The 19621-nt window shown below is 63.0% G+C and carries 18 protein-coding genes and 1 tRNA gene; 7 read left to right on the top strand and 12 right to left on the bottom strand.

Annotated elements, in window-relative coordinates:
* Window positions 1-81: 81 nt before the first annotated feature.
* Window positions 82-1191 carry an esterase-like activity of phytase family protein gene (locus KY494_RS10035; RefSeq protein ID WP_258194782.1) on the top strand — a complete coding sequence of 370 codons (1110 nt, stop codon included), beginning with the start codon at window positions 82-84 and terminating at the stop codon, window positions 1189-1191.
* Here the strand turns inward: KY494_RS10035 and KY494_RS10030 are convergent.
* The 5 genes from KY494_RS10030 to KY494_RS10015 form a co-directional block, all read right to left on the bottom strand.
* Window positions 1160-3319, bottom strand: coding sequence for a bifunctional diguanylate cyclase/phosphodiesterase (locus KY494_RS10030; RefSeq protein WP_219890840.1), 2160 nt, complete (start codon window positions 3317-3319; stop codon window positions 1160-1162). The two genes, KY494_RS10035 and KY494_RS10030, sit on opposite strands and share 32 nt — an antisense overlap.
* A gap of 1 nt (window position 3320) precedes the next feature.
* Window positions 3321-3554: an Hpt domain-containing protein gene (locus tag KY494_RS29715; RefSeq protein ID WP_258194781.1), complete on the bottom strand. Its 234-nt coding sequence runs from the start codon at window positions 3552-3554 to the stop codon at window positions 3321-3323.
* Between the two features lie 110 nt (window positions 3555-3664).
* Window positions 3665-6190, bottom strand: coding sequence for a response regulator (locus KY494_RS10025; protein ID WP_258194780.1), 2526 nt, complete (start codon window positions 6188-6190; stop codon window positions 3665-3667).
* Between the two features lie 192 nt (window positions 6191-6382).
* Window positions 6383-6583, bottom strand: coding sequence for a YbdD/YjiX family protein (locus KY494_RS10020; RefSeq protein ID WP_010396213.1), 201 nt, complete (start codon window positions 6581-6583; stop codon window positions 6383-6385).
* Window positions 6583-8643: a carbon starvation CstA family protein gene (locus tag KY494_RS10015; RefSeq protein WP_141172269.1), complete on the bottom strand. Its 2061-nt coding sequence runs from the start codon at window positions 8641-8643 to the stop codon at window positions 6583-6585. The genes KY494_RS10020 and KY494_RS10015 overlap by 1 nt, the downstream gene beginning before the upstream one ends.
* Window positions 8644-8886: 243 nt before the next feature.
* On the opposite strand from KY494_RS10015, the gene KY494_RS10010 reads away from it, so the two are divergent.
* The 5 genes from KY494_RS10010 to KY494_RS09990 all read left to right on the top strand — a co-directional run bounded on the left by KY494_RS10010 (window position 8887) and on the right by KY494_RS09990 (window position 14597).
* The gene (locus KY494_RS10010) at window positions 8887-10257 is read left to right on the top strand and encodes a cache domain-containing protein (RefSeq protein WP_219890839.1); all 1371 of its coding nucleotides are present in this window, start codon (window positions 8887-8889) and stop codon (window positions 10255-10257) included.
* A 28-nt stretch (window positions 10258-10285) separates the two neighbouring features.
* The gene (locus tag KY494_RS10005; protein ID WP_219136404.1) at window positions 10286-10915 is read left to right on the top strand and encodes a response regulator transcription factor; all 630 of its coding nucleotides are present in this window, start codon (window positions 10286-10288) and stop codon (window positions 10913-10915) included.
* 266 nt (window positions 10916-11181) lie between these two features.
* Window positions 11182-12306: an HDOD domain-containing protein gene (locus tag KY494_RS10000; RefSeq protein ID WP_308836429.1), complete on the top strand. Its 1125-nt coding sequence runs from the start codon at window positions 11182-11184 to the stop codon at window positions 12304-12306.
* A gap of 1 nt (window position 12307) precedes the next feature.
* Window positions 12308-14353, top strand: a complete 2046-nt coding sequence (locus KY494_RS09995) for a bifunctional diguanylate cyclase/phosphodiesterase (RefSeq protein WP_219890837.1) — start codon at window positions 12308-12310, stop codon at window positions 14351-14353.
* Between the two features lie 154 nt (window positions 14354-14507).
* Window positions 14508-14597 (top strand) — tRNA-Ser (locus KY494_RS09990).
* Window positions 14598-14726: 129 nt separating this feature from the next.
* Here the strand turns inward: KY494_RS09990 and KY494_RS09985 are convergent.
* On the bottom strand, window positions 14727-15785 hold the full coding sequence (locus KY494_RS09985; RefSeq protein WP_219890836.1) for a tyrosine-type recombinase/integrase: 1059 nt from the start codon (window positions 15783-15785) through the stop codon (window positions 14727-14729).
* 13 nt (window positions 15786-15798) lie between these two features.
* Window positions 15799-16050, bottom strand: coding sequence for a DUF4224 domain-containing protein (locus KY494_RS09980; RefSeq protein ID WP_046682344.1), 252 nt, complete (start codon window positions 16048-16050; stop codon window positions 15799-15801).
* Between the two features lie 273 nt (window positions 16051-16323).
* On the opposite strand from KY494_RS09980, the gene KY494_RS09975 reads away from it, so the two are divergent.
* Window positions 16324-16653: a hypothetical protein gene (locus KY494_RS09975; protein WP_219136400.1), complete on the top strand. Its 330-nt coding sequence runs from the start codon at window positions 16324-16326 to the stop codon at window positions 16651-16653.
* Between the two features lie 11 nt (window positions 16654-16664).
* On the opposite strand, the gene KY494_RS09970 is transcribed toward KY494_RS09975, so the two are convergent.
* From KY494_RS09970 to KY494_RS29710, 5 genes are all read right to left on the bottom strand, one after another.
* A complete protein-coding gene (locus KY494_RS09970) occupies window positions 16665-16868 on the bottom strand; it encodes a hypothetical protein (protein ID WP_219136399.1) in 204 nt (67 codons plus the stop codon).
* 89 nt (window positions 16869-16957) lie between these two features.
* Window positions 16958-17146 (bottom strand): hypothetical protein, encoded by a 189-nt coding sequence (locus KY494_RS09965; protein ID WP_219890835.1) that lies wholly within the window; start codon window positions 17144-17146, stop codon window positions 16958-16960.
* A 44-nt stretch (window positions 17147-17190) separates the two neighbouring features.
* Window positions 17191-17343, bottom strand: a complete 153-nt coding sequence (locus KY494_RS09960; RefSeq protein ID WP_162995787.1) for a hypothetical protein — start codon at window positions 17341-17343, stop codon at window positions 17191-17193.
* Window positions 17340-19178, bottom strand: a complete 1839-nt coding sequence (locus KY494_RS09955) for a replication endonuclease (protein WP_219890834.1) — start codon at window positions 19176-19178, stop codon at window positions 17340-17342. Before KY494_RS09955 ends, KY494_RS09960 begins: the two co-directional genes overlap by 4 nt.
* The gene (locus tag KY494_RS29710; protein ID WP_035820917.1) at window positions 19168-19521 is read right to left on the bottom strand and encodes a hypothetical protein; all 354 of its coding nucleotides are present in this window, start codon (window positions 19519-19521) and stop codon (window positions 19168-19170) included. The genes KY494_RS09955 and KY494_RS29710 overlap by 11 nt, the downstream gene beginning before the upstream one ends.
* Window positions 19522-19621 lie beyond the last annotated feature (100 nt).

The following is a 19621-nucleotide window of genomic DNA, read 5'->3' as shown; positions in this document are numbered from 1 at the left end:
ACGCTACGCTAATCCGACCTACGCAACTGACTTATTTGATACCGATCATGCCTCCATTGTTCCACCGCGCGCGCACCGCGCTTGCCCTGGCGTCCGCCGCCATCGTCCTCTCCGCCTGCGCCAGCTTCCCCCCACGACGCGCCGATTGCCGGCCTGCGCCTGATCGGCGAACAGCGCATCGCCTTGAAACAGGCATTCGAGGGCACCACGGTGGGCGGCTTGTCCGGCATCGACTATGATGCGGCCAACAATAGCTGGGTGATGGAAAGCGATGACCGCTCGGAAATCAATCCGGCCCGCTTCTACCGCGCTGCCTTGACCTACGACAGCAAGGCATTTACGGGTGTGACCTTGAGCAGCGTGCATTTCTTCACGCAGCCCGACGGCAGCCGCTACCCGAACCTGGCGCACGCAAAACTGGACCAGGGCGACCAGGTGCCCGACATCGAGACCATCCGCGTCGATCCGCAGGACGGCAGCCTGTGGTACGGCAGCGAAGGCAACCGCAAGGTGGGCCTGCACCCGTTCGTGCGCCACGCGGACCGCGACGGCCACTACCTGGCCACCTTGCCCACGCCCGCCATGTTCAATGTCTCGCAGGAAGAAATCGGCTCGCGCAACAACATGAGCTTCGAGGCACTGTCTTTCTCGTCGGACGGCAAGAGCCTGTGGCTGGGCATGGAAGCGGCGCTGTACCAGGATGGCCCGCTGGCCACGCCCGACAACGGCTCCGTGGTGCGCATCACGCGCCTGGACCGCGCCGGCACCGTGCTGGGCCAGTATGCGTATGCGATTGAACCGGTGGCGTCGCGGCCCGCGCCGGGGCGCGAGGCGGACAATGGCGTGTCGGAAATTCTTGCCGTGAACGACCACCAGGTGCTGGTGGTGGAGCGGGCCGGCGTGGAACACGCCGACGGCGTGTATTCGAACCATGTGCGCATCTACGCGATGGACACGGCTGGCGCCACCGACATCCAGGCCATCCCCGCGCTGGCGGGCGCAGCCTATGTGCCGGCGCGCAAGCGATTGCTGCTGGATCTGGAAAAGGTCGGCCTGGCAAGAATCGACAATATCGAAGGCATCAGCTGGGGTCCGCGCCTGGAAAACGGCCGCCGCAGCCTGGTGATGATTTCCGACGATAATTTTAATCCGCAGCAAGTCACGCAAATCCTTGCCTTCGAAGTGCTCTAGTTTCCAGGCTGGCCAACTGGCCCGCCTGCCTGGCCAGCATGGCCGTGATCGTGTCGTGCGGCGACGGATGGCCTAAAAAGTATCCCTGCGCCATGTCGCAGCCGTATTCTTCCAGCATCAGCAGTTGCTCGTCCGTCTCCACGCCTTCGGCCACCACCACCATTTTCAAGCCATGCGCCATGGCGATGATGGCGCGCGTGATAGCCGCGTTTTCCGTGTCCTGCGGCAAGCCGGCGATAAAGCTCTTGTCGATCTTCAAGGCCCGCACGTCGAAGCGCTTCAAATAATTCATCGATGAATATCCCGTGCCGAAGTCGTCTATGGACAGATACACGCCGATGCCGCGCAATTGCTCCAAGGTCACCATGGTGGCGCGCGCATCGTCCATCAACGTTCCCTCCGTCAATTCCAGTTCCAGCAGGCGCGCATCGAGGCCCGTGTCGGCCAGGGCCGAGAGCACGATCTGCATCAGGTTTTCATCCTTGAATTGCTTGGCCGACAGGTTCACGGCCATGCGGATGGCCCGTCCGCCATCGCTTTGCCACGCCTTGGCCTGGTTGCACGCCGTGCGCAGCACCCATTCGCCGATGGGCACGATCAGCCCCGTTTCTTCGGCCAGCGGGATGAATTCCGTGGGCGAAATGATGCCCCGCTCGGGATGGCGCCAGCGAATCAGCGCTTCCACGCCGACGATCTGCGTGCTGGGAACGTCGATCTGCGGCTGGTACAGCAAGTACAGCTCGTTGTTCTGCAAGGCTTTGCGCAGCCCCACTTCCATTTTGACGTGGCTCATGATTTCCATCGTCAGCGATGAACTGTACAGCTTGGCATTGTTCTTGCCGCAGTTCTTCGCGTGGTACATGGCCGTGTCCGCATATTTCAACAGCGAGTTGCAGTCCTCGCCATCTTCCGGATACAGCGAAATGCCGATGCTGGCCGTGACGAAAATCTCGTGCGCCTCGATCATGAAGGGCCGGCGCATGGCTTCCTTGACCCGGTGCGCCACGTTCAGCGCGTCTTCCACCCGCTCCAGGTCGGGAATCAAAATCGTGAATTCGTCGCCGCCCAGGCGCGCCAGGTTGCTGCCGCCGAAGCTGGCCTCAAACTCGTGTTCGGCGCGCAGCACCAGGTCGCTGGGGCGGATGGTTTCGCGCAGGCGCTCCGACACCACCTTGAGCAAATGGTCGCCCACGTCGTGGCCCAGGGTGTCGTTGATGCGCTTGAAGGCGTCGAGGTCCATGAACAGCACGGCGAATTTCTTGTCGTGCTCCTTCGAGCGCAGCAGTTCGCGCTCCAGCGTTTCCAGGAAGGCCTGGCGGTTGGGGATGCCCGTCAGGCTGTCGCAATACGCGAGGCGGCGGATCTGCTCTTCCGTGCGCTTGCGTTCGCTGATGTCGCGCACCAGGCCCAGCACTTCGTCGGCGCCCGTCGCCACCAGGCGCGCCTCGAAATGGCGCGTGCTGTCCTCGTGCGTGAGCGTGTAGTCGACCGAGCCGATATGCTGCGTGGCCAGCACGGCGTGCGCCTTGTCGAGCAGGCGCGCGGCGATTTCGGGCGGCAGCACGTCGCGGATATGGCTGCCCACGCAGTCGCTGAGGGAAAAGCCCGCGCTGGCGTCGTGGCCCTGTTCGTAGTCGAGATAAAAGCCTTCGCGGTTCAGGCGAAAGAAGGTGTCGGGGATGGCGGCCAGCACGGCGCGGTTGTGCGCATCGGCGATGCGCAGGCGGGCGATGGCGTCGCTGGCGCGCAGCACGTACAGCACGCGGTGGCCCAGGATGGGCCAGTTGATGGGCTTGGAAATGAAATCCGTGGCGCCCACCTCGTAGGCGCGCGTGACGGCTTCCAGTTCGTCGCCGCCCGTGACCATGATGATGGGCACGGTGCCGCCCACTTCCTGGCGGCGGATTTCGCGGCACACGGCAAAGCCGTCCAGGGCCGGCATGTCGACGTCGAGCATGACCAGGTCCGGCCCGCTGTGCTTGTAGCTGGCCAGCGCCTGCACGCCGTCCTCGGCCTCGATCACGTCCAGGCCTACCTGGGTGAGCATTTGCCGCATCAGCAGGCGCATCACGGGATCGTCGTCGGCCACCAGCACCAGGCCGCGGGGAGGGGAGAGGGGCGCTGTCATGTCAGTGTTCCTTCACGAGGATGGCGCTCAGCGATTCGCGTACGGCCAGGAAGGCTTGCTGCATCTGCTGCAGCAGGGCAGCCGCGCCCTCGGTACTGCCGGCGCGGCCCAGTTTTTCCATCTCCTTGCACAGCTGCGCCAGGCCATCGGCGCCCACGTTGGCGCTGCCCGACTTGAGGCTGTGCGCCACCTTGCGCAGCGCTTCCGCATCCGCGCCGGCAATCGCTGCGCGCATGGCGCTCAACTGGCGCGGCGTCTCGCTGGTAAAAGCGAGGATGACCCGTTCCAGCAGCGCATCGCCATCGGCCTGCGACAGGGCGCGGATGTTTTCCAGCGCTTGCCGGTTCAGCGGCTGGCCCGCCGGCGGGGGGCGGAAACGGGTAGCGACACCTCGGGCGGCGCTTCCTGCAGCGTTTGCGGTGTTTGCGCCTGCGGCGCCTCGCTGTGGTGCACGGTGGCCGCGCGCGGCAGGGTGATCCAGCGCGCAATCGTGTGGCCCAGGTCCTGCTGCGTAAAAGGTTTACTCAGGTAATCGTCCATGCCGGCCGCCAGGCATGCCTCGCGGTCGCCCTGCAGCGCATTGGCCGTGATGGCGACGATGGGCAGCACGCGCGCGTGGCCGCACTGCTGTTCGTGGCGGCGGATTTCCGCCGTGGCGGCAAAGCCGTCCATCACGGGCATCTGGCAGTCCATCAGGATCAGATCGAAATCCTCGGCCTGCGCCGCCTGCAAGGCTTCGTCGCCGTTGCGCGCGCAGACCACGTCCAGGCCCAGGCTGTCGAGCATGGCCAGCGCCACTTCCACGTTGACGGGATTGTCCTCGGCCAGCAGCACGCGGCGGCGCTGGCGCCGGCCCACTTGACGGGCCGCATGCGGCGGATGGATGCGCATGCCCTCGCTGGCGCGCGGCGGCGTGACGATGCAGTCGAACAAGTCGCATTCGCGGGCCGGCTTGATCAGCTGGAAGGCCACGCCCGCCTCGCGCCGCTGCACGGGGTCGGCCGCCGCCTGTTCCGTGCTCAGCAGCAGTAACTTGAGGTCGGCCAGCAGCGGGTCGCTCTTGATGGTGGCGGCCAGGGCCAGGCCGCTGGTGCGCGGCAATTCCATGTCGAGCAGGGCCACGGCATACGGCGTGCCCGCCTGCGCGGCCGCGCGCAGCTTGCCCAGGCAGTCGCTGGCCGTGCCGGCGCTGTCGCTGACGATGTGCCAGCTGGCCAGCTGCCGCTCCAGCACGGCGCGCGTGGCGGGTGTGTGGTCGACGATCAAGGCGCGTAATCCCCGTGTGGTTTTCAGGTTGAAGGACGGGTCATCGCTGTCGACCCGCCGCTTATCGAAATTTACTTCGAACCAGAAGATCGAGCCTTGCGTTAAAGCATTATCAACGCCGATAGTGCCGCCCATCAGCTCCACCAGCTGTTTCGAGATCGTCAATCCCAGGCCCGTGCCGCCGTGCTTGCGCGTGGTCGAACCGTCCGCCTGCGAGAACGATTCGAAGATGCGCGTCTGCGCTTCGTTTGATACGCCGATGCCCGTGTCGTGCACCTCGAAGCGCAAGCCCACGCTGGGCGCGTCTTCGCTGCACACTTCCACTTTCACGGTGACCTTGCCCGTTTCCGTGAACTTGATGGCGTTGCCCAGCAAGTTGACGATGATCTGGCGCAATCGGTTCGGGTCGCCGCAGATGGCGACGGGAATGTCAAACGCGATATCGAATTCCAGGCTGATGTTTTTCGCTTCCGCCTGCGGCGCGAACACGTGCTCTATGTCGTCGAGCAATTCGCGGAAATTGAAGCGGATGTATTCCACGCTCAGCTTGCCTGCCTCGATCTTGGAAAAGTCGAGGATGTCGTTGATGATCACCAGCAAATTCTGCCCCGAACGCTGCACCATGCTCGTGTAGTGGCGCTGCTGCGGGCTCAACGGGCTGGCCAGCAGCAGTTCCGTCATGCCCAGCACGCCATTCATCGGTGTGCGGATTTCATGGCTCATGGTGGCGAGGAACGCGCTCTTCGCCTGGCTGGCCGCCTCGGCCGCATCCTTGGCCTTTTCCAGCTGCGCCGTGCGCACGCCCACCTGGCGTTCGAGCTGGTCGCGGTAATTGGCCAGGGTGCTGTCGCGGCTATCGATCTGCGCCAGCATGTCGTTGAAACTGTCGATCAGCACGCCCAGTTCGTCGCTGCGCTGGTGCGCGATGCGGTGGCTGTAGGTCTGGCTGCTCGACACTTTTTGCGCCGTATCGATCAGCTTGGTGATCGGTTCGGCAATCACGCTTTTGAAACGCCGTGCCAGGAAGACGGCGATCAGGAAGGACAGCACGGTGGCGCCGCCGATGGCGCCCACGTGGCGGCCGATGTCGCGCCACATGTGGTTCAGGTCTGCCTCGATCAGCACGGCGCCGATGATCTGTTGCGGCTCGCCCGGCCGGTAGACGGGACGGTACAAACGCATGGCGGGCGCCAGCGTCGTGCCCGCGCCTTGCGTGACGGGCTGCACGGCCATGTCGGCCAGCAGGGCCGGGTCCATGTCTTCCGGCGCCGCCAGGCCATCGGCATGCTGCGGCGCGCGGTACAGGGCGAACAGCCGGCCGCCCCGGTCGAACAGGGCCGCCTGGGCCACCTCGTCGCGCGCGGCCAGCGATGCCAGCACCTGTTCCGCCTGCGCCTGCGCAGGTTTGCCCGCCAGCAACGGCACCGCGCTGGCCGCACCGATCACGCCCGCCAGCGACAACAGTTGCTTGCCTTCATCGTTCTTGTGGCTGAGTACGGACGTCAGCGCAAACGCCACGAACACCAGCAGCAGCGCGCAGCCCGATGACAGTACCGAGATCATGGTCAGCTTCTGGCTGATGCTGGAGCGTTGGAAATTGAACATGGTGGCGGCGCTTCTCCGATCGATCCGTTGACTGTTTTTTAATTCCTATTGGAAAAATATAGACGCGAAGACACACCCTGATGTTGATGTGGGTCTAAGGGAAGAGAGGGGAGGGGAACTTATACGAGATGAAACAAATAGGGCGGTCTCGCAGAACCGCCCTCAAATTATTGCTGAGCAACAACACAGGACTTAACAACACCCTCCGCGTTTTCCTGCGCCGCCATAACGGGCTTCCTGCCGTTCGCGGAAGAACTCTTCATACGTCATCATCGGCTCGCCGGGATGGGTGACTTCCCGGTGCGCCACATAGGTGTCGTACTCGGGCAAGCCGCACATGAGCCGCATGCTTTGCCCCAGATACCGTCCAGCCTTGATGATTTCGTCGATCATCATTGCACCGTGGGCATGGCCTGGAACGGCGTTTCCTTGGTGCTCGGCTGGCTGTCGGCGCGCGCCTTCATGATGGTGCGGATGCCGAAGAACAGCACGCTGATCACGACGATGACGAAGAAGGCGGCCAGGCCGGCGTCCAGGTAATCGTTGAAGATGATCTGCTGCATCTGCGCCACCGACTTGGCCGGCGCCAGCAGGGTGCCTTCATCGAGCGCCGCCGAGTATTTCTTCGCATGCGCGAGGAAACCCACGCGCGGATTGGCGTCGAAGATCTTTTGCCAGCCCGCCGTCAGGGTGCACAGCAGCAGCCAGATGGTCGGCGTGATGGTGACCCACGCATACCGGCCTTTTTTCATCTTGAACAGCACGCAAGTGCCGAGGATCAGCGCGATGGCTGCCAGCATCTGGTTGGCGATGCCGAACAGCGGCCACAGGGTGTTGATGCCGCCCAATGGATCGACCACGCCCTGGTACAGGAAGTAGCCCCAGGCCGCCACGCACAGGCCCGTGGCCAGCAGGTTGGCGATGACGTTTTCCGTCTGTTTCAGCGCTGGCACGAAGCTGCCCAGCAAGTCTTGCAGCATGAAGCGGCCCGCACGCGTGCCCGCATCGACGGCCGTCAGGATGAACAGCGCCTCGAACAGGATGGCGAAGTGATACCAGAAGGCCATCATGGCCTTGCCGCCGATGGCGCCGGAAAGAATCTGCGCCATGCCGACCGCCAGGGTCGGTGCGCCGCCCGCGCGCGAGATGATGCTGTGCTCGCCAACGTCCTTGGCCGTCTGCGTCAGCATTTCCGGCGTCACATAGAAGCCCCATTGCGAGATCGCCTGTGCGGCGGACTCGGCTGTCGTGCCGATCAGGGCGGCCGGGCTGTTCATGGCGAAATAGATGCCCGGCTCGATGGTCGAGGCGGCCACCAGGGCCATGATGGCAACGAACGATTCCATCAGCATGGCGCCATAGCCGATGAAGCGGGCGTGGCTTTCGTTTTCAATCATCTTCGGCGTGGTGCCCGAGGAAATCAGCGCGTGGAAGCCGGAGACGGCGCCGCAGGCAATCGTGATGAACAGGAAGGGGAACAGATTGCCCGACCAGACAGGGCCGGAACCGTCGATGAACTTGGTCATGGCCGGCATTTTCAGGTAAGGCGCGACGACGATGATGCCGATGGCCAGGCCCAGAATCGTGCCGATTTTCAGGAACGTCGACAGGTAGTCGCGCGGCGCCAGCAGCAGCCACACGGGCAGGACGGAAGCGATGAAGCCGTAGCCGATCAGCATCCACGTCAGTTCCGTGCCGGTAAACGTGAACATGGGGCCGAGCACGGCGGATTCCTGCACGTACTGGCCGCCGATGATGGCCAGCATCAGCAGCACAAAGCCGATGATGGAAATTTCGCCGATGCGGCCCACGCGGATGAAGCGCGAGTACACGCCCATGAACAGGGCGATGGGTATCGTCGCCATCACGGTAAAGCTGCCCCATGGGGAACCGGTCAGCGCCTTGACGACGATCAAGGCCAACACGGCCAAAATGATGACCATGATCATGAAGCAGCCGAGCAAGGCGATCATGCCGGGAATTTCGCCCAGTTCAGCCTTGATCAGGTCGCCCAGCGAGCGGCCGTCGCGGCGCATGGAAATGAACAGCACGATGAAATCCTGCACGGCGCCCGCAAACACCACGCCCGCCAAAATCCACAGCATGCCGGGCAAATAGCCCATCTGCGCGGCCAGCACGGGGCCGACCAGGGGACCGGCGCCGGCAATCGCCGCGAAATGGTGGCCGAACAGCACATATTTATTCGTCGGCACGTGGTCGAGGCCATCGTTGTGCTTGAAGGCCGGCGTCATGCGGCGTGCATCGAGGCCCAGCACCTTGTCGGCGATGAACAGGCTGTAGAAACGGTAGGCGATCAGGTAGACGCAGACGGCGGCGATGACGATCCAGATTGCGCTGATCGGTTCGCCACGTTGCAGGGCGACGACGCCCAGGGAGCCGGCGCCGGCAAGCGCAAGCGCTGCCCAGCCGAGCTGTTTGAAAATGCGGTTCATGCTTCCTCCAGAGATTGACGGGCGCTGTGCCGTGCGATGATGTGTGCTGCGGGTCCTGGTCGTCGCCAGTTTGATGTGACTTTTGGTGTATTTGCAGCTTATGGCAAGTATTCAGGAATCGTATAATTGCCGCAAGCGCACGACTACGCAGTAACGCTCAGTATTACTACGCAGACCGATCGCCGCGCCGCGACGTAAAATCACGCATTCCCACCAGCATCGACGCCGCCAGAGCGCCAGGCCATGAAACTCAGACAGAAAGTCATCTTCCTGGCCATCACGCCGCTCATACTCGCCCTGTGCGCCATCGCGTTTGCCGTGCGGCACCAGGCGATCACCCTGGCCGAGCAGCAGCGCGCCACCATCCAGCAAGCCTATCTGGCCAGCAAGGAAGCCGAACTCAAGCATTACGTGACCCTGGCCAGCCATTCCATCGCCTCCTTATATGGATCGGGCCGCAAGGATGCCGCCACGCAAGAGGAAGCCAAGCGCATCCTGTCCGCCCTCAGCTATGGCGATGATGGCTACTTCTTCATCTATGATTTGCAGGGCAAGTCGCTGATGCATCCGCGCCAGCCCGAACTGGTGGGGCAGAATCTGTGGGAGTTGCGCGACGCGGACGGCAACCTGACCATCCAGCGCCTGATGCAGCGGGCGAAGAGCGGCGGCGGCTTCGAGCGCTACAACTGGATCAAGCCCTCGACCAACAAGTCCGCGCCCAAGCTCGGCTATGTGATATTGATGCCGGAATGGGGCTGGATGATGGGTACCGGTATTTATATGGATGACGTGGACCAGGCGCTGGCAAAGGTCGACGCCCAGCAGTCGCGCAATATCCGCTCGACCATGGAGCTGATCGCCGCCATCGCCATCCTCGGTTCGCTGCTGGTGGCCGCCTGCGGCCTGGTGCTGAACCTGCGCGAATTGCGCGTGGCCGACGCCAAGCTGAAAGTGCTGGCGCAGCGCGTGGTCGAATCGCAGGAGGAGGAGCGGGCGCGGCTGTCGCGCGACTTGCATGACGGCATCAGCCAGTGGCTCGTTTCCATCAAGCTGCAGATCGAGGCGGGCATCGCGCGCCTGGCCGGCAATGCCGAGCAGAAAGAAAAGGCGCCTGCCACGTTCGAGCGGGCCGCCGAGCAGCTGAACAAGGTGCTGGGCGAGGTGCGGCGCATTTCGCACAACCTGCGCCCGGCCATCCTCGACGACCTGGGCCTGGCCGCCGCGCTCGACCACCTGGTGCATGAATTTAACGACAGCAGCAGCGCGCAAGCCAGTTTCACGGCCAGCCCGGCGGCGGCGGGCGAGGGCTTGCCCGACATGGTCAATACCGTGCTGTTCCGCATCGCCCAGGAAGCGCTGACCAATTGCGAGCGCCATGCCCACGCCCGCGGCGTGGAAGTGAGCCTGCGCGAGGCGGGCAAGGCGGTGGAATTGCGCATCGAGGATAATGGCGGCGGCTTCGATTTCGACGGCATCGCCCTGCACCCGCAGCGCGGCATCGGCCTGCGCAACATGACGGAACGCATGGAAGCCATCGGCGGCAGCCTGCTCATCACCTCGTCCCCGGCCGGCACCGTGGTGCTGGCGCGGCTCGCCCTTCCACCGACACACTGATGAATAGATACCGAGAAGATACCGAGACATGAGCGAGAAAATCAACATCCTGCTGGTGGACGACCATCCCCTCGTGCGCGACGGCTTGCGCGCGCGCCTGGAAGCGGTGGCGCATTTCGACGTGGTGGCCGAGGCGGGCGGCGCCGACGAAGCCCTGGCCCAGGCGCGTGCGCACCAGGTGGATCTCGTGTTGATGGATATCAATATGCGCGGCATCAACGGCATCGAAGCGACGGCGCTGTTCAAGCAGGCCTTTCCGCAGATTGCCGTGCTGATCCTGTCCATGCACGACAAGCTCGAATACGTGTCGCAAGCCATCGCCGCCGGCGCGCGCGGCTATGTGCTAAAAGATGCCCCAGGGAAAGATATCGTCTTCGCCATCGAGACGGTGATGTCCGGCGGCATTTATTACAGCGCGGCCCTGGCGCGGCAACTGTCGCGCCCGCAAGTGCACGATTCCTTCCTCACCACGCGCGAGCAGCAAGTGCTGCAACACATCGCGGCGGGACAGTCGAACAAGCAGATCGCCCGCGACCTGGACTTGAGCGTGCGCACGGTGGAGACGCACCGCCTGAACATCAAGCGCAAGCTGGGTATCGAAGGACAGGCCGAATTGATCAAATATGCGGTCGAACATGCGCATGGCGGCGGCGCCTGAACGGCGCTGGCGTCACGGTGTTTTTTTCAAACCCGCATGACAGGCGGGTCTCCCGGGGGGGATGTTTTTTTTGAATATTTATTGCCAAAATTAAACTGTTTCGCGGGTGAGATTCGGATAGAATGATTCTCGCTGTCGAAATGGCATCCCTGTCGGGCCAGGGTTGCCAATGCTGGTCAGTTTATTTACTATGGCGCCCTACCCACACTGAGATACCGATGTCAGCGTCTGAATCAAACCTGTTTCCGTTGGTGGGATTACAAGCAGTGGCCAATGCTCATAACGAGTGGGTCGCTGTCACCTTGCATGTACCGCAGGCCTCGACGGCGCCGCTGCTGGCGGCGCTGGCCGCTGCCGACGCGTATGCCTTCCTGGCGCCGCTCGACTGCATCATTCCCCTGGCCGACCCGCATGGCGTGGACGAGGCCGTGCTGGCGCAACTGGTGCCGCAACGCACCATTTTCCGTTTGCCGGCGCAGCTTGCCGGCGACAAGCAGATCCAGAAAAAATGCCGGCAATGGCGCGACGCCGGCTATCGCATCCTGCTCGATGGCGCCGATGCCGGTCCCGTGGTGGCAGCGCAGGTCGACGCGCGCGCGCTGAGTTTTGACGCGGCGGGCACACGCCCGGCCCTGCATCAGCTGCTGCCCTTGCCGGGGCCGCACCTGGCCTACAACATCGGCGACGCGGGCCAGCTTGCCGCATTGCAAGAAATCGGCGTGAGCTGGTTTGCCGGCGACTACGCCTTGCAGCATGCGCGCCAGCAAAGCGAGCCGGAAGATGCCACCTCGCGCCGGCGCTTGCTGGCCCTGCTGGGCTTGCTGGCCCGCGATGCCGACGCACACGAGCTGGAAGTGCCGCTCAAGCAAGATCCATCGCTCAGCTATCATCTATTAAAACTGGTCAATTCGGCCGCCTTCGGTTTCACGGCGCCGATTACCAGCTTCAGCCAGGCCATTACCTTGCTGGGCCGGCGCCAGCTGCAGCGCTGGCTGCAACTGCTGCTGTATGCGCGGCAACAGGACGACGGCAAGATTCATGCGCTGCTGCCGCTGGCGGCCGTGCGCGCGGCGCAGATGGAAGCGCTGTGCCAACTGCGCGGCGGCGACCGCGATGCGCAAGACCTGGCCTTCATGACGGGCGTGTTTTCCCTGCTCGACGTCCTGCTGGGCATGCCGATGGAAGCGATCATCGCCACCCTGAACCTGGCGCCCGAAGTCAATGACGCCTTGCTTGAACGCAATGGCGAGCTGGGCACCTTGCTGGCGCTGGTCGAAAGCGCCACGCCGCCGCCCGAAGGCTTGCGCCGTGCCGGCATCGATGGAGAAACCTATTGGCGCAGCCTGCTACAGGCCTACCAATGGGCCATCCAGGTCAGCCGGAACCTCTAGCATGACCTTGCTGCCGGTGTCGGATTACCTCGGTGACAGCGCCGCCCTGTGCGATGCCGTCGTGCGTTTGCGCGGTCCCGCGCTGGTGGCTGAGCTGGGCCGTATCGCCAGCGCCGTGATGACCAGCCCGCATGGCCAGTTTTTGCCTGCGGGCGGCATGGGCGCCGCTGTGCCAGCCGTGCCGTTTCCCCGCGATACGCCCGCCTTGCTGCAGGAAATCAGTTTCGACGGTCATTGTTTCGGCCATTACAGCGTGGCGGGACGCAGCCTGTACAACGACGCCGACCGCCGCCACCTGGCCAGCCTGGCCTCGCTGACGGCCGGCGTGCTGCAGGTGCATTCGCTGGCGCAACGCTCGACCCATGCGTTTGCGCAAGTCGAAGCCTTGCTGGCGCAGCAGACGCAAATCCTCGACCAGTTGCACGAATCCGTGCTGACGATGGACTTGACGGGCTACATCACCAGCTGGAACAAGGGCGCCGAGCGCCTGTTCGGCTACACCTCGGTGGAAGCCGTGGGGCGCAACATCCTGTTCCTGTACGACGACGAAGACACGGCTTTCCACGACGCCTTCCTGGAACAGGGAGGGCGCCTGATGGAGGTGCGTCGCCGAAAGAAGTCAGGCGAGATCTTCTGGGCCAGCCTGTCCCTGTCGCCGCTGCAAGACCTGGACGACAAGCCCATCGGACTCATCGCCTACCTGACGGACATTACGGAACGCAAGCTGGCCGAAGAGCGCTTGCACCACCTGGCCTACTACGATTCGCTGACCAGCCTGCCCAACCGCACCTTGCTGGCCAAGCTGGTCGACCAGGCCCTCAGCGTGGCGCAGCGCAGCAAGATGCTCGGCTGCGTGCTGTTCATCGACCTGAACCGTTTCAAGCTGATCAACGACACCCTGGGCCGGCGCATCGGCGATGAGCTGCTGCGCCAGGTCTCTTTGCGTTTCCGCAAGGTATTGCGCGACCAGGACCTGGTGGCGCGCCTGGGTGGCGACGAGTTCGCCGTGGGCCTGTTCGACATCGGCCAGCACTTCGAAGCCAGCATGGTGGCGCAAAAGCTGCTCGCTTCCCTGGTGCAACCGTTCCTGATCGAAGGCCACGACTTGCGCGTGGGCGCCAGCATCGGCATCAGCGTGTATCCGCAAGACGGGCAGGACGCGGAAACCCTGCTGCGCCTGGCCGACATCGCCATGTACCGCGCCAAGCAGGACAGCGGCGGCGAAGCGGAAAGCGTGGCCTTCTACAGCCAGGACATGAACCTGGGCATGCAGGCGCGCATGCGCCTGGAAACAGGCTTGCGCCAGGCATTATCGGAACAGCAACTACTGCTGCACTACCAGCCGAAATACGCGCTGGGCAGCGGCCGCATCATCGGCGCCGAAGCGCTGGTGCGCTGGCACCACCCGCAGCACGGCATGATCCCGCCCGCCGAGTTCATCCCCCTGGCCGAATCGACGGGCCTGGTGGTGCAAGTGGGCGAATGGGTGCTGGAAGCGGCCTGCGCCCAGGCGCAGGCGTGGAAACTGGCGGGCCTGCCGCCGATCCGCCTGGCCGTCAACGTCTCCGCGCGCGAATTCACCTCGGCCCTGCCCGCCAGGGTGGCGGCGACCCTGGCCCGCTACGGCCTGGAAGCGGCCTGGCTGGAACTGGAAATCACGGAAAGCACGCTGATGCACAACATCGAGCGCGTGATCGGCATCATGGACCGCATCACGGCGCTGGGCGTGGCCCTGTCGCTGGACGACTTCGGCACCGGTTATTCAAGCTTGTCCTACCTCAAACGTTTCCCCATCGATACGCTAAAAATCGACAGGTCTTTTACCACCGGCATCCCTACGGACGCCAGCGACTGCGCCATCGCCAGCACCATCATCAGCATCGCCCAGCAGCTGCACCATAAAGTGATCGCGGAAGGCGTGGAAACGGCCGAGCAGCTGGCCTTCCTGAAGAGTTCAGGCTGCGACGAAGTGCAAGGCTATCTGTTCTCGCGCCCGTTGCCGGCGGGGGAGTTTGAAAGAGTGCTGAGGGAGAATTGGGGCGTGTAAGGCATGTGTGCTGGCATGATTGTTTATGCCACAAGCAAAGAGCCGGGGTCGTACCCGCCAGGCACGGCCCCGGTCCTTGTCGTGGGGGTAAATAAGGCCATGGGAGAGCTAGCCATTGGTAAGCCACTGACCTTTATGTATAATGCTGCCATCTGGAAGCGTGGCCGAGTGGTTGAAGGCACTAGTCTTGAAAACTAGCGACGGGTTACACTGTTCGTGAGTTCGAATCTCACCGCTTCCGCCAGAAATATGAAAATAAGCCCTTGATTATCAAGGGCTTATTTTTTTTGTGCTGTCGCCTGCAAAATCCCTGATGTAAAACCTCAGTTTCAACTTAGCGCTAATTTGCGGAAATGGTTTCCGCAACTCGCCGCTAGCGAGTAGGGCGGACAGCCTGGCCAATGCGCCGATAGACCTTTTCCGTGATGACTTTTTCACTATGCCCCAGCAGGGAGCTGGCGGCGCCCAGGTCGGCAATGTCGCTGGCAGAGCGCGCGCGGATATCGCGGAACTGGAAGGCCTTGATGCGGCTGGCCAGCTCTTCGTCTCCAGCCTTTAGCGCCAGTTCCGCTGCCGCTTTCCGGGCGCTATCGAAGCGCAGGCGCAAATGCCACTTCTTGACCTGGCAACCATTCGGCAGCGCGACGATGAAGGTGGTGCGCGGCCGGTGCGGGCGCGCGTGGATGCGCTCGATGACCATCGCCAGTTCGGACTTGATGCCATCGTGTTCGAGTACGATGCGCAGCAGCTTGTTGCTCTTGCCCTGGCGCACCTGCAATGCCCCATCCTTCAAATCGCCGTCGCGCATCTTGAGCACGTCCGCAGGCCGCTGGCCGGTCAGGTAGTTCAGGTCCATGGCGTCCTGCAGTTCTTCACAGCCTGCGTTGCGCACCGCATCCCACACGGCTTTGTCGGCATAGAAGTCACGCGGCACTTCTTTATTCTTGCGCACGCCCCTGCATGGGTTCTCGCGCTTGGTGTAGCCCCATTCCCTTGCCATATTGAACACATGCGACAGCAACGCGATTTCGCGGTTGGCGCGTACCTTGGCGCTGCGCGCGTCGCGGTAGCGGGCAATGTCCTGCGGCGTGATGGCGTCGATGGGCGCGCTGTCGAAGACCGGGCGCAGCTGGCTCAACGAGCTGGAGTTCTCGCGTTGCGTGCTTGGCGCCTTGCCCGGCAGGATGTCACGGACGTACTGCGCAAACACGTATTCCATCAGCGTGGCGTCGGTTGGCACGGGCTTGCATTCGTATTCTGCCCACAGGCGCTTTGCCTCGACCAGATCCGTACCCAGCGGGTATTCCTTCCGGTTCCCGGCGTCGTCCCGGCCATTGTAGTAATAGCCGGTCCATGTTTCGCCCGATTTCAGCTTGCGCACGCGCCGCAGCATGCGCGGTGGAAGTTTGTAGCCAGTGCTCTTAGGTCGCATTGTTTTCTTTCTATTAACGTACTTTGGACAGGTCTGGCGCCCAGGCAGGCGTGCTCACCAGGCTGGCGGGATTGATGCCGCTCAAGCGCAACCTGGCGTACAGGCGCCCGATGATGGGCGCGCCGGCCCGGTTTTTGATGAAGGTCCAGCCGTTTTGCTGCAGCCATTTGATCTGATCCACTTTCCGGCAGCAGCCAGAAATGGTTTCCAGTTCTTCCGCAGTCAGGGTTTCGGACTGGATCGAATTGTCAAAAAGGTTATTCATTGGGTGCCGCTTTCTTTGTGGCCGGGCTGCATGCTTGGCATTTGTTCGTGGCCAAGGTGAACGCTTCGGCCTCCGTGTACTGCGGTACTTCTGCGCCTGGCTTGCGGTAGTCGCGCAGCCGGCAGAATTCTTTGTATTGGTCCATTTTTAATAGTCCTGCTTGGCTTTGCAAACGCAGTCGGGTAGACGACCGCGCCGCCTTTGCCGCCCAGGTGGTTTATGCGGCAATCCTGCTAAACTAGCAACTCCTACAACCGCAATAGAATTAAGCATATGAAAACAATCGTGAATAGCACCTACTCTGCTCCTGAATTTGACGCCCAGATCGCGGACTGGCTGGCTACCTACGAAACCAGCGAGTACGATTTTCCCGACGCCCCCCGTCGCGTCGGCATCCTGTTTCGTCGCGACGACGTTAGTACCGTGTACAGGGCTATAGATGGCGCAGGTGTCAGCGAAATTGGCAAGGCATATGATTTTCTTGAGTCCATCGGACTGCGTGACCTGGCGATCTACGATCATCCGAGATTCAACTGCATCTACGGCTTGCCCGAACATCGTCCGCAGGCTGGCGAAAAGCTTGCCGTCATTCTTTGGGAGTAGTTGTGCCGGCTTCATGCCGTAAACTCCCTTTGGGCCAGCAGCAGATTATTCAGCTGCTGGACCTCGTAATTGCGACCTGCAGCGTTGTCCTCGTCCAACGGCATGTATTTCAGGCGCTCTTTCGATTGCGCAATGGCGACGCGCAATGCCATGTCGATACCGACGTAGGCGCACGTGGAAAGTTTGATTGTTTTGTAATAAATTGCGTTTGACATGATGCTTCCTCAGGCTATGGGCATGGTCTTGACGATGGAATTGGCGCGCACGAACAAGGTCGCCACGGCATGCGTAGGGTGTTCCGCTGTCATGCTGGGCACCCGAAAGGCGCGACAGCTTTCTTGACCGCCTCGATGGCCGCCAGCGGCACCGCCCGGAACAAGCCCGGCCACTGGTGGTCCAGCTCCACCCACGCATGCAGCTCCCCATTGCCCACGTCGCGGCGCAGGTCGTTGACGGTGCCGGCCTGGTAGCCTTCATCGGTGTCGAATGTCACGCGGTCGCCCAAGGCGATTTGCCGCGGTGAATCGGTCGAGGTGGTCAGCATTGCGGTGCTCCTTTCAGTTTGGCAGTAACGCCGCACACGCCGAAGTGGTCGAGGGCGGCCTGGATCGCGTCGCCGCTGGAAGCGGCAATCGCGGCATATTCAAAGCGTTCGGTTTGCGTGCGAACGATCACGGCATAGGTGCTCATGTGCCATTTCCTTCTTGGTGTGGGGTGTCGGGGAGGATCAGCCGGGGCCACGGGCAGGCGTTGACTGCCGCCCAGGCGGCAATTACGGCTGTTTTTGCCTCGTCTGGCAGGTCAGGCGCAGGCGCCGCCGGCGACGTGGCCGGGGTAGGGCGGCCGGGGTGCGTACAGTTATTTACACGAGTCCGAGGAACGGCAACCCCAACAGCCACCCCGCGCCCGCCTGTGGCCTGTACCGGCGTCCAAGTATGGCGCACGGACTTGAAGACCACGCCGATGAGGTCGCTGCAGCGCACCCCGTAGGGCGTGGTGCGCAGCGTTTCGCCATAGCGGCCAATGACGGTCTTTTCGTCCTTGGCCAGCGTGACAACCAGTTCCTTGCGCGGCACCAGGGCGCCGCCCTGGGCGCGCAGGTATTCGGCCCAGCAGGCGCGCTTTTCGCCGTCGATCTTTTGCACGGCATTCCAGGCGCGGCGCATGGCGGCCGGCGCTTCATTGACCATGCTTTCCTCGATGCGGCGCAGTTCGCGCCATACCGTGACTGGCGCGCCGCCCCATTGCTGGAATTGACGAATGCCCCAGCACGCGGCCCAGGACTCGACGCGTGCCGATGGCGTCAGTTCGACATCGCCTTCGGTGTCGGCCGTGACGACATAGCCTTCTTTCGTCTTGTGGTCGGCCACGCCGTCGATGTTCTTGGCCACGTACTTGGCGATGTAGCCGGCGGCGCTGCCCTTGGCCCAATCGATACGTTTCACGTCGAGGCGGCGCGCGAAGGCGCCCGGTTCGCCACGATCCACGCGCCAGGCGTAGCGCTTCATGATGCGGATGGCGCGGCCCGCCACGTCCTGCAGGTGGGCCGTCTTGTATTTCGCGGTTGGGCGCACGAACAGCAGCAGATGCCAATGCGGACAGCCATCATGGTGCGGCTCGGCGATACGGAAGCCGTACAGGCCGATGCCACGGCGCGCCAGCGCGGAGCGGCACAGCGATGTCATCTTGCCCAGGTAAGCGTTTGCCTCGCGCGGCGTGGAACCGTCGAACTTGTCGTTTGGCTTGCCGCTGTGCTGCATGGCGTGGAAGCGCGATGGGCACGTCCAGGTGATGAAAATGCCCTGGTCGCCGCACTCGCGGGCGATCTGCTCGAAGCCGTTGATGCGCAACATCAGCTCGCCGCGCCGGATGGCCTTGTTGGCTGTGGTCTTCTCGGCCAGTTCGGCAATACTGAATTGCTGGCCGTTCTCGTTCTGCACGAGGGTGGCGGCCAGTGCTGCCGCGTTGCGGCGGTTCTGCGCCAGGCGCGACAGTACGGCATCGTTGCTGGCGTAGGGTTCGCCGCGATAGTTGACATAGCCCAGGCGGATATTGCCGGCCTCGAAGGCACGCTTGACCCGCTTGCGCAGCTGGCGGCGCCACCAGCGGGCGTCCACCAGGCGGGCGATGGTGTCGGTCAGCGCGTCGAACTCGGGCAGCTCGATGCCATACGAGGCGCATTCGTCTTCCATGATCTGCAGGGCATGCGTGTCGGATACAGCCATCCACAGCATTTTGGTCACGCCGGCCGCCGCGCGTTCAGCGGTGGCCACAATGTCGGCGTCGCTTTGCGACAGGTCAACGCCGGCCGGCACGTACTGCTCGGCGAACTCGCGCACAAAGCTGGTGGCGATGGACTCATAGATTTTGTACCAGGACGACCAGGCCATCTTGGCCAGGGTGGCCGTGATGACGCGGTTGCGCCATTTGTACGGGATGCGGGCCAGCTCGGGCGCGAACTGGGCGGATCGCAAAAAGGCTTCGTGACGCTGCGGAGCAGGCAGCAGGATTTGTTTAGATTGCATTCAACAGTCTTTCGTACACACGGATAGCGGCAGAGGTGGCGGCGCGTAGTTCGATGCGCTCTTCCTCAGTAAATGAATGGATGGGCGACTCCCAGCGGTCGGCGTCCAGGCCGGCGGCGATCAACACGGAACGGCGCGCGCCACGCGGCGACAATCCCCAGGCCTGGGCCATGAAGGGCGCCAGGTTGCGCGGCTTGATGCTGCGAAGCTGGGCCTTGGCTTCGGCGATGGCTGCCAGCGCATGCCCGGCGCCCGGTGGCGTCGGCATATCCTTGTCGCGCGCGGCCAGAATCTCCGCAGCAGGCTGAAAGGACAGGTGATTGTCGATAAGGGACGCCGGCATGGTTCAGTCCTTGATGAAGCCAATGGCCCGCAGCACGCCGGGGGCAATGACGATTAGGAGCGACAGCAGCCAGATGCCGCAGGTTTTGGCCAGGCGCAGC

The sequence above is a fragment of the Janthinobacterium sp. PAMC25594 genome (assembly GCF_019443505.1).
In the GTDB taxonomy this organism is placed as follows: domain Bacteria; phylum Pseudomonadota; class Gammaproteobacteria; order Burkholderiales; family Burkholderiaceae_D; genus Janthinobacterium.
Note: the sequence above shows the minus strand (reverse complement) of the source record. Positions and strands in the feature narration are given on the sequence as shown.

What these genes read in the sequence shown, in the direction of transcription:
- KY494_RS10030 (WP_219890840.1), bottom strand. Translation starts at nt 3,319, where the DNA reads ATGACAGCGCCCCTCTCCCCTCCCCGCGGCCTGGTGCTGGTGGCCGAC.
- KY494_RS29715 (WP_258194781.1), bottom strand. Translation starts at nt 3,554, where the DNA reads ATGCGCGCAGCGATTGCCGGCGCGGATGCGGAAGCGCTGCGCAAGGTG.
- KY494_RS10025 (WP_258194780.1), bottom strand. Translation starts at nt 6,190, where the DNA reads ATGTTCAATTTCCAACGCTCCAGCATCAGCCAGAAGCTGACCATGATC.
- KY494_RS10020 (WP_010396213.1), bottom strand. Translation starts at nt 6,583, where the DNA reads ATGATCGACGAAATCATCAAGGCTGGACGGTATCTGGGGCAAAGCATG.
- KY494_RS10015 (WP_141172269.1), bottom strand. Translation starts at nt 8,643, where the DNA reads ATGAACCGCATTTTCAAACAGCTCGGCTGGGCAGCGCTTGCGCTTGCC.
- KY494_RS10010 (WP_219890839.1), top strand. Translation starts at nt 8,887, where the DNA reads ATGAAACTCAGACAGAAAGTCATCTTCCTGGCCATCACGCCGCTCATA.
- KY494_RS10005 (WP_219136404.1), top strand. Translation starts at nt 10,286, where the DNA reads ATGAGCGAGAAAATCAACATCCTGCTGGTGGACGACCATCCCCTCGTG.
- KY494_RS09995 (WP_219890837.1), top strand. Translation starts at nt 12,308, where the DNA reads ATGACCTTGCTGCCGGTGTCGGATTACCTCGGTGACAGCGCCGCCCTG.
- KY494_RS09985 (WP_219890836.1), bottom strand. Translation starts at nt 15,785, where the DNA reads ATGCGACCTAAGAGCACTGGCTACAAACTTCCACCGCGCATGCTGCGG.
- KY494_RS09980 (WP_046682344.1), bottom strand. Translation starts at nt 16,050, where the DNA reads ATGAATAACCTTTTTGACAATTCGATCCAGTCCGAAACCCTGACTGCG.
- KY494_RS09975 (WP_219136400.1), top strand. Translation starts at nt 16,324, where the DNA reads ATGAAAACAATCGTGAATAGCACCTACTCTGCTCCTGAATTTGACGCC.
- KY494_RS09970 (WP_219136399.1), bottom strand. Translation starts at nt 16,868, where the DNA reads ATGTCAAACGCAATTTATTACAAAACAATCAAACTTTCCACGTGCGCC.
- KY494_RS09960 (WP_162995787.1), bottom strand. Translation starts at nt 17,343, where the DNA reads ATGAGCACCTATGCCGTGATCGTTCGCACGCAAACCGAACGCTTTGAA.
- KY494_RS09955 (WP_219890834.1), bottom strand. Translation starts at nt 19,178, where the DNA reads ATGCAATCTAAACAAATCCTGCTGCCTGCTCCGCAGCGTCACGAAGCC.
- KY494_RS29710 (WP_035820917.1), bottom strand. Translation starts at nt 19,521, where the DNA reads ATGCCGGCGTCCCTTATCGACAATCACCTGTCCTTTCAGCCTGCTGCG.